Source organism: Rhizobium sp. WYCCWR10014, assembly GCF_001657485.1.
In the GTDB taxonomy this organism is placed as follows: Bacteria; Pseudomonadota; Alphaproteobacteria; order Rhizobiales; family Rhizobiaceae; genus Rhizobium.
The window spans coordinates 1-13,356 of the sequence record NZ_LXFU01000030.1; the positions used below are offsets into that span (position 1 = coordinate 1).

Annotated in this window: 12 protein-coding genes and 2 pseudogenes; 11 read left to right on the forward strand and 3 right to left on the reverse strand. The window is 58.8% G+C overall.

The window, feature by feature from the left end; all coding sequences use genetic code 11:
* From A6U98_RS10850 to A6U98_RS37590, 4 genes and pseudogenes are all read left to right on the forward strand, one after another.
* A partial coding sequence (locus tag A6U98_RS10850) for a tyrosine-type recombinase/integrase (protein ID WP_156667831.1) occupies nucleotides 1-241 on the forward strand: 241 nt, incomplete at its 5' end.
* 247 nt (nucleotides 242-488) lie between these two features.
* Entirely contained in the window at nucleotides 489-1,655 is a 1,167-nt protein-coding gene (locus tag A6U98_RS10855) for an ATP-binding protein (protein WP_064649785.1), read from the forward strand.
* 89 nt (nucleotides 1,656-1,744) lie between these two features.
* Nucleotides 1,745-2,129: pseudogene (locus A6U98_RS35700) on the forward strand (transposase); the annotation flags it as partial.
* A gap of 296 nt (nucleotides 2,130-2,425) precedes the next feature.
* Nucleotides 2,426-2,506: pseudogene (locus A6U98_RS37590) on the forward strand (Fic family protein); the annotation flags it as partial.
* A 1,054-nt stretch (nucleotides 2,507-3,560) separates the two neighbouring features.
* On the opposite strand, the gene repC reads toward A6U98_RS37590, so the two are convergent.
* The 3 genes from repC to repA all read right to left on the reverse strand — a co-directional run bounded on the left by repC (nucleotide 3,561) and on the right by repA (nucleotide 7,307).
* Nucleotides 3,561-4,826: a plasmid replication protein RepC gene (gene repC / locus A6U98_RS10860; protein WP_064649786.1), complete on the reverse strand. Its 1,266-nt coding sequence runs from the start codon at nucleotides 4,824-4,826 to the stop codon at nucleotides 3,561-3,563.
* Nucleotides 4,827-5,064: 238 nt separating this feature from the next.
* A complete protein-coding gene (gene repB, locus A6U98_RS10865) occupies nucleotides 5,065-6,105 on the reverse strand; it encodes a plasmid partitioning protein RepB (protein WP_064649787.1) in 1,041 nt (346 codons plus the stop codon).
* Nucleotides 6,090-7,307 (reverse strand): plasmid partitioning protein RepA, encoded by a 1,218-nt coding sequence (gene repA, locus A6U98_RS10870; protein ID WP_064649788.1) that lies wholly within the window; start codon nucleotides 7,305-7,307, stop codon nucleotides 6,090-6,092. Before repA ends, repB begins: the two co-directional genes overlap by 16 nt.
* Nucleotides 7,308-7,671: 364 nt before the next feature.
* Here repA and traI point away from each other — a divergent pair, with 364 nt between their 5' ends.
* From traI to A6U98_RS35705, 7 genes are all read left to right on the forward strand, one after another.
* Nucleotides 7,672-8,295: an acyl-homoserine-lactone synthase TraI gene (traI, locus tag A6U98_RS10875; protein ID WP_064649789.1), complete on the forward strand. Its 624-nt coding sequence runs from the start codon at nucleotides 7,672-7,674 to the stop codon at nucleotides 8,293-8,295.
* Between the two features lie 13 nt (nucleotides 8,296-8,308).
* Nucleotides 8,309-9,274 carry a P-type conjugative transfer ATPase TrbB gene (gene trbB / locus A6U98_RS10880; protein ID WP_064650051.1) on the forward strand — a complete coding sequence of 322 codons (966 nt, stop codon included), beginning with the start codon at nucleotides 8,309-8,311 and terminating at the stop codon, nucleotides 9,272-9,274.
* The gene (locus tag A6U98_RS10885; RefSeq protein WP_064649790.1) at nucleotides 9,264-9,644 is read left to right on the forward strand and encodes a TrbC/VirB2 family protein; all 381 of its coding nucleotides are present in this window, start codon (nucleotides 9,264-9,266) and stop codon (nucleotides 9,642-9,644) included. Before trbB ends, A6U98_RS10885 begins: the two co-directional genes overlap by 11 nt.
* The gene (locus tag A6U98_RS10890; protein WP_064649791.1) at nucleotides 9,634-9,933 is read left to right on the forward strand and encodes a conjugal transfer protein TrbD; all 300 of its coding nucleotides are present in this window, start codon (nucleotides 9,634-9,636) and stop codon (nucleotides 9,931-9,933) included. The genes A6U98_RS10885 and A6U98_RS10890 overlap by 11 nt, the downstream gene beginning before the upstream one ends.
* A gap of 9 nt (nucleotides 9,934-9,942) precedes the next feature.
* Complete coding sequence (locus A6U98_RS10895; RefSeq protein ID WP_064649792.1) at nucleotides 9,943-12,390, forward strand: conjugal transfer protein TrbE; 2,448 nt, start codon at nucleotides 9,943-9,945, stop codon at nucleotides 12,388-12,390.
* The gene (trbJ, locus tag A6U98_RS10900) at nucleotides 12,362-13,162 is read left to right on the forward strand and encodes a P-type conjugative transfer protein TrbJ (RefSeq protein WP_064649793.1); all 801 of its coding nucleotides are present in this window, start codon (nucleotides 12,362-12,364) and stop codon (nucleotides 13,160-13,162) included. Before A6U98_RS10895 ends, trbJ begins: the two co-directional genes overlap by 29 nt.
* A 63-nt stretch (nucleotides 13,163-13,225) precedes the next feature.
* Complete coding sequence (locus A6U98_RS35705) at nucleotides 13,226-13,354, forward strand: hypothetical protein (protein WP_245304502.1); 129 nt, start codon at nucleotides 13,226-13,228, stop codon at nucleotides 13,352-13,354.
* The last annotated feature ends 2 nt before the right edge of the window (nucleotides 13,355-13,356 follow it).

Consider the following 13,356-nt stretch of genomic DNA (forward strand, 5'->3'; position numbering starts at 1 on the left):
ACGGGCGATCGATCCGCAGTCGGTCAACGCGATCATCAAGCAGCGGGTGGAACTGGCTGGATTAGACCGTGGGGAGTTTTCCGCCCACGGGCTACGATCTGGATATCTGACCGAGGCGGCAAACCGTGGCATCCCTCTGCCGGAGGCGATGGAGCAGTCCCGCCACCGCTCGATTCAACAAGCGTCAAGTTACTACAACAGCGCGACACGTCGAAGCGGGCGGGCGGCTCAAATGGTGTGATATATGATGTTCGTATGCGACGCGCGGATGCAGCGCTCTTCTGTCACGGAGGAGAGGCCACTGATCGCCGAGCATCCCATGCCGAGGCGGGGAATTTCGCGGCCGTCCCAGACAGTCGCCAGCGCGACCGGCGCGGCGAGCCGTTAGGCACACACCAATGTGAACGCCGCGCGACGCGCCAACTGACACAGCCCAAACTCAACATATTATCCTTGCAATTACGGAATTACCCACCATAAATGCAAGGATGATTGAACGTCGAATATCTACAAAACTGATTGAGTTGATCGATTCGAGCCCCGCCGTTGCGCTCATTGGCCCGCGTCAGGTCGGCAAGACGACGCTGGCGCTTGCCATAGCCGAACAGCGCCCATCAATCTATCTCGACCTGGAATCGGATGCCGACCGCGCCAAACTCACCGAGCCGGAACTATATCTCAGCCAGCACAGCGACAAGCTCGTTATCCTGGATGAGGTTCACCGGCTACCAAATCTTTTTCAGAACTTGCGTGGGCTTATCGACCGGGGCCGGCGAAATGGAAGAAAGGCTGGCCATTTCCTGCTGCTCGGGTCCGCATCAATCGATCTATTGAAACAGTCAGGTGAGACGCTGGCCGGTCGCATCGCCTACCTTGAAATGAGTCCGATCGACGGCCTGGAAGTGCCAGTTGACGATCTGAATACGCTATGGGTGCGGGGCGGCTTCCCAGATAGTTTCCTAGCAGCGAGTGATCGTGAAAGCCAGCGCTGGCGGCAAGACTTTATACGAACCTATCTGGAACGAGACATTTCCTTGCTTGGTCCTCGCATTCCAGCCGAGACATTGCGGCGCTTCTGGACCATGCTTGCGCATCACCAATCAGGACTGCTAAATGCCGCGGAATTTGCGCGTTCGCTCGGCGTCGATGGCAAGACGGTCGCCTCCTATCTCGATCTCCTGGTTGATCTACTCCTCGTACGACGCCTAGAGCCCTGGCACGCAAACATTGGCAAACGCCTGGTCAAATCACCGCGGGTCTATGTTCGCGATAGCGGCATCACCCACACCCTTTTGGGACTGACCACTCAGGAGGACCTGCTCGGGCACCCGGTCGCCGGAGCAAGCTGGGAAGGGTTCGTGATCGAGACCTTGATTGCAGCAGCGCCGCCCGGAACTCAGTGCAATTTTTATCGGACGTCGGCTGGTGCCGAGATCGACGTTCTTCTAACGCCCCCGGGCGAACGACCTTGGGCTATCGAAATCAAGCGGAGCCTGACACCGAAACTCGAGAAAGGCTTCTATCTTGCATGTGAAGATCTCGACCCGGCACGACGCATCGTCGTTTACCCTGGGCAGGAAACTTTCCCCCTAAAGCACGATGTGGAAGCAATGCCGCTAGCCTCGATAGGCAAAGCTCTGATTAGTCTTACTTAGGGCGTATCCGGATTTAGTTGAATCGGCAGGGATTCCGTTTTGGGTGTTTTGTGATTCAAGATGCTGGCTGGAGTGGAGGCCAGCATCGAATGACGCGACCTCTTTCCAATGATCTTCGTGAGCGTGTTGTTGCTGCAATCGAAGCCCGTGAGAGCTGCCGGTCGGTTGCGGCGCGGTTCGGTATTGCCGTGTCTTCAGCGGTAAAGTGGTGGCAGCGTTATCGTTCGAGCGGTTCTGTCGAGCCTGGGAAGATGGGCGGCCACCGCGCTGCGATCGGCTCACCGCACCCTGTGTCTTCGATGGACCGATCAACGGTGAGTGCTTCGCGCCTATGTCGAGCAGCAACTCGTACCGGTGCTCAAACCCGGCGACATCGTCGTGATGGATAATCTCGGCTCCCACAAGTCGGTCGCCATCCGTCAGATGATCCGCAACGCTGGTGCTCGGCTCTGGTACTTGCGGCCACACTCACCCTCCGAAAAACGTCCACATCCGATCCTTTGCTGACGCATGCTCATATGCTTATTTGTGCTGGTTGTAACGCAGCCGAACGAGGCGCGTTTGATTGCCGACACATGGGTTTGCTGCCCTTTGGATGACGTCGATTCGAACCTTTCAAGGTGCTCTCTGGGTCTCCCCGACCACCTTTGATCCATTACATGAGCGATAGAATTCATTTCTATCACTCATCGCAATACATTATCGTGAGTTATAGAGGGCGCCTATAACTCATGAAGTGGAACTGGACGTAGGAAGGTTGGCCGCATTTCATCTATGTTCATGCGCCGCTTGAACCACTCGAAAGCCGATTCCTTCTGTCCTCGGGGGAAGTGATCGGCGCAATCCGTCACACTTTGAACGTCAGACCGCTCGGCACCTACCGGTAACGTCCGAAGTTCCCCGAAGCCGGGTCGCTTTTGGTGAGTAAGCTTTTTGAGGTAAGAGAAGGGTCGCATCCTTGTATGCACTCAAAAGGTAACAGCTGTTACCTTTTGAGTGCCTCTTATTGAGATCGCGTAGTTCGCCCAACGCGACCAATAAAAAAATTCAGTTGATGTCCCGGCCAAACGGGTGTGTCGACCGGACCCTGCCCGGCCCTCTCCGTCCGTGGATAAGCAGCTTATGTCGGATAGAGGAGGGAAAACGAGGCGACGATCGGCACCCTCACCCGTCCATCTCTCCCGGCCGAGACGGCCCGCAGAACCCACACCCGCAAGCGCCATTGCCGTCCTACCTGGGACCTCTTCTGCTTGGCGGGTGCCGCACACCCCGACTAGAAGTTCGGGACCTCTAGGCATCAATGCACAATTATCTCTAGCGGGGCACAAGCGCGACGAAACAGGTGGCATAGCTTCCTTAATGAACATTCGAAGACCTCCTTCGCCTATGCCCTCCAACACCCATGTTCTTCTGCGAGCCGAGTAACTCCAAGGACGCGCAAAGCTTTTCACCGCCGAAAAGCATGAAGCACGCAGGCAGGGAGCGAGATCGCAACCGCCAGAACCGTCGACGCTGACTCCGTGATCGATACTGAACAATCAACGGCAACACATTCACATCGGAGGGTGTTCAAGATCGGCAGCCAGGCAGGGTCTTTCAGTGGACACGAGGAATGACGCTAATCGGCCACGGCTTTGAGGGAAGATACTTCAGTGCAGTTGCCAGCCCTCGCCGTCTTGCTGCGAAATCCAGATGCAATATGGCTGCATTGACGTTCGGCGCAAACGGATACCCGACGAAGCGACCACTCTTTCTGTATGCACCGCTCCATTGCCGCCCATCCGAGCCAGATGCCAAGGCCACCCCCTGAACTCGATCTCTTCCCGTAGCGGCTATAACGCAAACTCGGCGCGATGGAGCCGTTCCTCAAGCCCAAGGGCGGGGTAACAGCTGTTACTTTTTCGCCTATCTATTCCGCTTGTTCATCTCGCTATCGGCAAGACCGTGAAGGCTTTTTGAGAGGTGAAGACTTCCATCGACCGCCCGGTCGACCATTGCACGGAAATAGCCCCCGGGCTTTGCAATCAGCTCCGGATCACGCAAGGATTTTTCGAGCACGGTCGCTAAGATGGCGGAGGCTGCATAACGGCCGACCCGCCCTACGCCGTCTACCCATGCAGCCTCCGACAGGCCGATCATGCGCCGCATCATTTCGGCCGCCCCGACAACATCGGACCATCCGTCAAACTCCACGCTGACACATTCCTGCGCCGCCCGGCACCCGACCTGCAGCAAGCCAACCGGCACCGTAGCTAGAACGGCACCTTGGATATCACCAACTGTCTTTTCCGCCTCCGGCAACCGGGATTGCATGTCACCCGCCGCCGCTTGAGGCTTATTTTCATAAGCCATTTCGACGGCGGAGCCGTCGTTAGTCGAAATTATGTCTCGCTCGTTAGAGCGGGTCCGTTCATTACTATCAGAAAGGTTTTTAGGGGTTGTATTAATAATAGAGGTGACGCCGATGTCACCCGCGCATGACATATTATGCTCCTGGAAACGTTGTTCAGCGTACTCAAGAACCCCTGCGTGGATTGATTCGAGACCGCTTGCCTGTTCGGCCCTGCCGGCAACGCCGTCGATGATCGCTTGCGCAGCGCTCCTCCAGATATCTGCCTTTTCCGGGAACGCCTCGCAGGCATCGATGATTGCCCTGGAAACCCTCGTGACCGCGCGACGTGCATCCTGGCTGGCCTTGAGTTCCCTTTGATAGTTCTCGACGCTCTCCCTGATCTCGGCGAGCCGTACGCGCGCCGGCGTGAAATCAAGCCCGAAGCCGCTGGCAACCATCCCGTCACTGTCGCGGTACACGAAACGCCGGCCAGTCGGACTGTCACGGTAGGCGGCGATCCCAGCCTCAACGATCCTGCGCAGGCAACGTGTCACTGTGCGCTCGGAGCGCAGCGTATATTCGGCAAGCTTGGCATTCGAGATGGCAACGATCGGTCGCCCGCCGCCTTTCCAGTCTTCAGCGCGCGAGAGGCCAAGGAGAATGTCCAAAACATGATAGGTCGTGCCGTCGATCCCAAGGATCGGCGCTGCCTTTTTCAGCAGGAGAGAGATCTCCGACTTCGAGGTGTCCGGTATGTCGTTGGCCATCGCCATACGCGCGCTTGCGAGAATGGCCGGACTGACGCGCCTGAACGATGCGATTGCCGTTGCTTCTGTCATGGGCTAGCTGCCCGCAACGCCTTGGCGTGCGGCTCCATCGAGATTCTTGTTGATGAAAGCCGGCAGACGGGCACAGTTTTTCATTCCCGGCTGTTACGCAGGGGTTGATTGTGCAAGCGGTCCGTCATAGAATCAGTTTGTAAGAGCTGATGTCGATGGGACGTTTTCGTACTGTCGGCTAGGATTCCAAGGGTTCGCCGATTGCCGTCGGTGAGCCCTTTCCTATTTCTGAATTAGCCTACCCCATCGGCGCCTCTCCCGTTTGTTTTCGGTACTCCTCCACCAGCGCCGGAAGCCTTTCGACGAGCCAAGCCGACAGGCCAGGCACCTTGCTTTCCGGAATCGTGATAAGCGTTGAAGAACGCGAGGATTTCGCAGTGATTACGGCGCCGCCACCGACGTCGACCACTTCGCCCTGAGTTCCTCGGGCCGCCTTGTGTTCGAGCGCGCTCATCAGCGCGGCGAAGCGGTGATCGCTCGTGGCAGCGGCCCATACAGCCGTCGAGGTCACCTTATCAATGATCGCCTGGGCCGCGGCCGGAGCCTTGCCATCCTTGAAATGGGCGGCGAGCTTTTCCCACTTGGGGCGGCCGATCGAAGGAGCCGGACCAATTCTGCCGATCAGTTCGGCGGGGACCTGTTCTGCGATTCCAATCAGCATCGAAACGTAGGTCAGCTTGCCATCCGCCCTGCCGAGCGCGGCGGCGATCGTCTCCCGCCGGAAGCCGCGCGCCTTGAGAGTCGCGGCAAAGAACGCCTGCTCGATGAAGGAGAGATTGGCGCGTTCGGTATTCTCGATACCTTGAGCGACCACCAGTTCATCGTCGGAGAGATCGCGGACGATCGCTTTCACGGGCCGTTCAAGGATCTGACAGGCGCGCAAACGCCTGTGCCCGTACGCGACCTGAAAATAGCCTTGCCTGTCGGGGGAGGGGCGAACGAGGATGGGAAGTCTCTGGCCGTTTTCCCGAATGCCCTCGACGAAACCCTGGAACTGCGGATCTCCCTCAATATCGAGGCGATCCCTGACAAAGGAAGGAACGACAAGGGCGGAGTCAATTTCGACGATGGCCTCAGAACCGCTCAATTGCAGGCGGAGGCGTTCATTCTCCTCTTCGACGGCAACGAAGGCCCGGTCCATCGACTTGACGGCTCCAGATCCGACTTTGACCGCGGGCCCAGCTGAAATTTGCTTGGCAAGCTCCGCGGAATCGACATTCGCAAAAAGACTTTTCATCCGACTGGAGCGTTCTTTGGCATTCGTCATGACCGTCCCCATACCGATTTGAGGTGGTTGAAGATCTCGAGATTGACCGCGTCGACGGAATCCAGGGCACGCGTAAGCGTATCCCGACCAACCGAACCACGCGCCATTTCGTAAAGGCTCTTCTTTTCGAGGCCGGCGCTGGCGATTGCGGTCGTGTCCACCACCGCTGGCGCCAGCACGTCCTCGCCGAACAGAGAGCGCAGGAGCGCGACGACGTTCACCTGCGGGACGTCGTTCGGATTGTGCCTGGTGATGACATATCGAATGAAATCGTGTTCCAGAACACCGCCACGCTCCTCGATGACGTGCATGACATCGCTCATCATCGCCAGGAACTGGTTCATGCTGGCAACGTCGATCATCGCCGGATGAACGGTGATCAGCAGTGAGGTCGCAGCACAAAGCGCGCCCAGGGTCAGATAGCCCAGTTGCGGCGGCGCATCGATTACGACGACATCATAGTCTTCCTCGACGCTGTTTATGACGGCGCCGAGACGTCGAAAGAAGATCCCGTCGCCGCGCCCGCCGCCGCTTGCGATCGCCTGCGGCGTCTCATGCTCGTACTCCATGAGCTCCAGGTTGCCTGGTATGAGATCAATTCCGTCAAAATAGGTATTGCGAATGACGTCGCGCAGCGGCCGGCGGTTGTCGTCGTCATAGCGAATGGCCGCATATATCGTCTCATTGTCGCTGACATCGAACTCCGGCTGGTAGCCGAACATGGCCGACAAGGATGCCTGCGGATCAAGATCGATCGCGAGCACCCGCAAACCCGTCAGAGCGAGATAATGGGCGAGATGAACGGTCGTCGTCGTTTTGGCCGATCCGCCCTTGAAGTTCGCAACCGCGATAACCTGCAGCTTCTCACCGGCACGCCGGCGCGGCAAGAAATCCAAAGCTTCCATGGGCCGCTTCACCGCCAGGTATCGACGGATCTCATTGACCTGGGCGAGCGTGTAGCTCCTGCGGCCATTCTCCAGCCGCTCGGGCATTGCACCTTCACCGTCCAACGACATCTGTCGGAGGGTCGATTCGGCGATCCCAAGCATGGTGGCCACGTCACGCGAGGTAAACGTGCGCAACGATTTCATCGCCTCCGGCGGATACATATGGGTGCGAAGAGACTGCAACTGCGCTGACAACATCTGCGATTGGCGTGTAATCTTCACAGCGGAGGATTCGCTCGTTGGCTTGCGTGTCGTCATCTGATCCATTTTCACCTCGCGACGGTTTTTCACCGATCATCGCGCATTTTCCGTCGCAAAGGTTGCAGTTATCGCGTGAGTCGTCAAACGTTCTTTGGTTAACGAAAACTTAACGAATGACCTGCTGCCTGCAATGTGTTGCAGGCCTTCACCATACTTTTCATATGCTTAAGATGATCAAGCGGCCTTCAGCCCCTGTCGCTATACCCGCAGTTTTGCGAGTGGGACCCAATGTCGGCCGGTCGCCCCGGCGCGCAACGCGGCGTCGCCATCGGCCCTGAACCATGCGCGACTCACAGATTTGCGACTGGAACCAACCCGCCGCTTTCCGCAAACCAGGATCCGCAGACCAGCCTAATTGCGGAGCGGGATCATGAAGCTGATAGCACTCAAGACGACGAAATCGCGCAAGGACGCGGCCCTTCTCGATCAAATGTACAGGCTGCGGTCGCGGGTTTTCGCTGACCGGCTCGCCTGGAACGTTTCCAGGTCCAACGGGCGGGAGCGCGATCAGTTCGACGAATTCGAACCGACCTATGTTCTAGCCTTATCGGATGGCGTGGTGATCGGCTGCGCACGGCTGCTGCCAGCCATCGGTCCGACCATGCTGCAGCAAGTCTTCCCGCAGCTTCTTTCGGCAGGACGGCTCGACGCCGATCCGTCCATGATCGAAAGCTCTCGTTTCTGCGTCGATACCGCGCGGTCCCGTGGGGCCGGGGAAGGGGGCCTGAGCGACGTCACGTTCGGCATGTTCGCAGGCATCCTCGAATGGTGCCTAAATCAGGGTTACCGCGAAATCGCAACAGCCACGGATGTTCGCTTCGAGCGAATCCTGCGGCGCGCCGGCTGGCCGATGCTGCGCCTTGGTCAGCCGATCATGATCAATGAGACGCTGAGCGTGGCCGGCATCCTGCCGGTCAGCTGGGAGAACTTCGAACGGGTCCGACCGCACGCCTATCGTTCCGCATTCGGTGCGCGGCGCCAGCATGCGGCATAAGCAGGCAGCCGCGATGTCGATACCGACCCTGGCGCTGCCGCGCCTCATCCGCAAACTCGAGGACGCTCTTGGCGAGGAGCTTTGCCTTGCCCTCAACGATCCGAGCGTCGTCGAAATCATGCTGAACCCCGACGGAAATCTGTTTGTGGAGCGTCTTGGACGCGGGATCGCCCATGCCGGCCAGATGGAAAAGCGCGCAGCCGAGGTCGCCATCGGCTGCGTTGCCCACGTGTTGAATACCGAGGTGGGCGACCGAAAGCCGATCGTCTCTGGTGAATTGCCCCTTGGCGGCCATCGTTTCGAGGGCCTGCTGCCCCCGATCGTCCCCGCGCCGTGTTTTTCGATCCGCCGGCGAGCGTCGCAGCGCATCCGGCTCGAAGACTATCTGACAAGCAGCGTTATGACGGCCGGCCAAGCCCTCATAATCCGCCAGGCGATAGATAGGAGGTGGAACATGGTCATCTGCGGGGGGACAGGATCGGGCAAGACGACCCTGACCAATGCGGTTGTCGCTGCGATCGCCGAGCAGACTCCGAACGACCGATTGGTCATTCTCGAGGACACGGTCGAGATCCAATGCGTCGCCAGCAACGCGGTCGCATTGCGCACGAGCGATCGTGTCGACATGGCGCAGTTGCTGAAGAGCACCATGAGGTTGCGGCCGGACAGAATCATCGTCGGCGAGGTTCGCGACGGCGCGGCGCTCACACTCCTTAAGGCCTGGAACACGGGCCACCCGGGCGGAGTGGCGACCATTCACTCAAACACCGCGCAATCGGCGCTTCGACGGCTGGAACAACTAACCGCAGAGGTCAGCAGACAACCGATTCAAGCAGTCATAGGCGAGGCAGTTGACCTGATCATCTCGATCGATCGAACCCCAAAAGGCCGCCGCGTCAGCGATATCCTGCGCGTTCACGGATTTATAGGTGGCGAGTATCAGCTCGAGACTTATGGAGACATGCAGCATGCGGCTTGAACGCTCGATAGACCTCGCCGCCGTCGCGCTTGCGTTGGCCTTCATCCTAATTGATCCGGCTTGGGCAAGTTCGGGCGGCGGCCTGCCTTGGGAAGATCCTCTTCAACAAATCCAAGAGTCGATCACCGGTCCGGTTGCCGGGTTCATCGCACTTGCTGCTGTCGCAATCGCAGGCGGCATGTTGATCTTCGGCGGAGAACTCAACGACTTCGCCCGCCGGCTTATGTATGTGGTGCTCGTTGCCGGCATTCTGCTCGGCGCAACCCAGATCGTCGGCCTGTTCGGCGCGACGGGCGCCTCTATCGGCATTGCCGATCACAACCTGAAGACCCGTAATGGCGAAGAGGGGAAGGCAGGTCATGGCGGTTGAGGCGACCACCTTGCAGCGCAATTCCATACATCGCGCGCTTTCTCGCCCCAACCTCCTGATGGGCGCGGACCGGGAACTGGTACTGATCACGGGACTTGCGGCGATCATCCTGATCTTTGTCGTCCTGACGATCTATTCCGCGCTGTTCGGAGCGACGCTGTGGATCGTCATCGTCGCGGCGTTGAGGATGATGGCAAAAGCCGATCCACTGATGAGACGCGTGTATATCCGTCACATGGCCTACAGACCCTCGTACCGGGCCACGTCATCCCCTTGGCGACGCTACTGAGAGGCAAAGATGGTATCCCTTCGCGCTTTCCGTCACACGGCGCCGTCCTTCGCGGATCTCGTCCCCTACGCAGGTCTTGTCGACAACGGCGTCCTTCTGCTCAAGGATGGCTCACTGATGGCCGGCTGGTATTTTGCCGGACCTGACTCCGAAAGCTCCACCGATTTCGAGCGGAACGAGGTGTCGCGCCAGATCAATGCCATATTGTCCCGTCTCGGTTCCGGTTGGATGATCCAGGTAGAGGCGGTCCGGCTCGCGACGGTCGACTATGCCTCGGCTGGAAAATCACATTTCCCCGATCCGGTGACTCTGGCGATCGACGAGGAACGACGAGCCCACTTCGAACGCGAGCAGGGGCATTTCGAAAGCCGCCACGCCATCATTGCGACCTATCGGCCGACCGAGCAGCGTCGATCGAGGCTCAGCAAGTACATCTATTCCGACGAAGACAGTCGAAAGCAATCCTATGCCGACACCGTGCTCTTCATCTTCCGCAATGCGATCCGGGAAGTCGAACAGTATCTCGCCAACATCATTTCCATCAGGCGAATGCTGACGCGGGAGACCGCCGAGCGCGACGGCACGCGCGTTGCTCGCTATGACGAACTGCTGCAGTTCATCCGCTTTTGCGTCACAGGCGACAACCACCCTGTCAGAGTCCCCGACATTCCGATGTACCTCGACTGGATCGTGACCGCCGAGCTTCAGCACGGACTTGCTCCCAAGGTGGAGAACCGTTTTCTCGGCGTGGTGGCAATCGACGGCCTTCCGTCCGAGAGCTGGCCGGGCATCCTGAACAGCCTGGATTCTTTGCCGCTTGGCTATCGATGGTCGTCGCGTTTCATTTTCCTCGACGCCGAGGAGGCGAGGGTGCGTCTCGAGCGCACCCGCAAAAAGTGGCAGCAGAAAGTTCGACCTTTCTTCGACCAACTTTTCCAGACGCAAAGTCGCTCGGTCGACCAAGACGCAATATCGATGGTCGCCGAGACCGAGGATGCAATCGCACAAGCGTCGTCACAGCTCGTCGCTTATGGATATTACACACCAGTCGTCGTGCTGTTCGACAACGATGCCGAACGACTTAACGACAAGACCGAGGCGATCCGGCGTCTCATCCAGGCCGAGGGCTTTGGCGCACGGATCGAGACACTGAATGCGACCGACGCCTATCTGGGCAGTCTGCCTGGAAACTGGTACTGCAACATTCGCGAGCCGCTGATCAACACGCGCAATCTCTCCGATCTCATCCCGCTCAACTCCGTCTGGTCCGGGAATCCGCAGGCACCTTGCCCGTTTTACCCACCCGATTCACCACCGCTGATGCAGGTCGCGACTGGATCCACGCCCTTTCGGCTCAACCTTCACGTCGATGACGTCGGCCATACCCTGGTGTTCGGTCCGACAGGCTCGGGAAAGTCGACGCTCCTTGCGTTGATCGCAGCACAGTTCCGCCGCTACGAGAACGCCCAGATCTTCGCCTTCGACAAAGGCCGTTCAATGCTGCCGCTGACACTTGCTTGCGGCGGCGATCACTACGAGATCGGCGCCGACGAAGACACCGGGCTTTCCTTTTGCCCGCTCTCCGAACTGTCATCGGACGGCGATCGTGCCTGGGCGTCGGAGTGGATCGAAAGCCTGGTTGCGATGCAGGGCATCACGATCACGCCGGATCACCGCAACGCCATCTCCCGCCAGATCGGTCTGATGGACGGGGCTCCCGGTCGTTCGATCTCGGATTTCGTCAGTGGCGTTCAGATGCGCGAGATCAAGGATGCTCTCCATCACTACACCGTCGACGGCCCGATGGGCCAGTTGCTGGACGCCGAGAGCGACGGCCTCGAACTGGGCCTTTTTCAGACGTTTGAAATCGAGCAAGTCATGAACATGGGCGAGCGAAACCTCGTGCCGGTGCTCACCTATCTCTTCCGGCGCATTGAAAAGCGCCTCACCGGCGCACCAAGCCTCATCGTCATCGACGAAGCCTGGCTGATGCTCGGTCATTCGGTATTCCGCGACAAAATCCGGGAATGGCTCAAGGTGCTGCGCAAAGCCAATTGCGCGGTGTTGCTTGCAACCCAGTCGATCTCGGATGCCGAACGCTCTGGCATCATCGATGTCCTGAAAGAGAGCTGCCCAACGAAAATCTGCCTGCCGAACGGTGCAGCCCGCGAGGCCGGAACCCGGGATTTCTACGAACGGATCGGCTTCAACGAACGGCAGATCGAGATCGTAGCGACCGCCATACCGAAGCGGGAATACTACGTCACGTCACCCGAAGGGCGCCGCCTGTTCGACATGGCTCTTGGCCCGCTGACGCTCTCTTTCGTCGGCGCGTCGAGCAAGGACGACTTGAAGCATATTCGTGCGCTTTATTACGAACATGGCCCGGAATGGCCGCTTCACTGGCTCCAAAAGAGAGGGATCAAGGATGCTGCATCGCTTCTCGAAGACGCATAGGCTTCTGCTGGTCGCAGCCGTGTCAAGCGCACTCGTACTGCCTGACCCTGCAAACGCCGGCAGCGCGACGGGCGCGGCAACGGAATGGACACAGCTTGCCAACAATGCCGAGCTGATCAAGCTGCTCGAAAGCTCCGGCGTCCAGGTCGAAAACCAGCTTACCCAGATCAGCCAGCTCGCCGAGCAGATCCAGAACCAGCTGAAAATCTACCAAAACATGCTGCAGAATACAGCGCAGCTTCCCAACCACATCTGGGGCGAAGTCGAGAGTGACCTCAAGCGCCTGCAGAGTGTCGTCTCGCAGGGGCAGGGGATCGCCTTTTCCATGGGCAACGCCGACGATATCCTCAAACAGCGTTTCCCGAGCTATGCGGATCTCAAGACCAACCTGTCGGAGGGGACGAGCTTCTCCTCGACCTATCAGTCCTGGTCCGACACCAACCGTGACACGATCGCGGGCAGTTTGGAGGCCGCAAGCCTGACGGCGGATCAGTTCGAGACCGAAGAATCCACCATGGCTTCGCTCCGCTCGATGTCGCAAAGCGCGGACGGGCAGATGAAGGCCCTGCAGGTCGGCCACCAGATCGCGGCGCAGCAGGTCGCCCAGCTGCAGAAGCTGCGCGGTCTACTTTCCCAGCAAATGACGATGATGGGCACCTGGTTTCAGGCAAACCAGACCGACAGGGACCTGGCGCAGAAGAGAAGAGAGAAGTTTTTCGCTCCCGCGGGAAGAGGAATCCCCGATGGACAAATGATGGAGCCGCGCTGGTGAGCCCTTGCGATCATTGCTTTCCGCGTGGGTACGGTTGGAGTAGCCACCGCAACGATCCTCATCGTGGTCGACACGCATTTCTATCCTCCCTCGACGACCGCGACAGCCGCCGAACAACGCCTGAGGGAATTCTTTAAGCCGTTGACGAAACGGTATCTGAGGCAAGGACAGGAGATGCGGACAAGGTGGTAAGC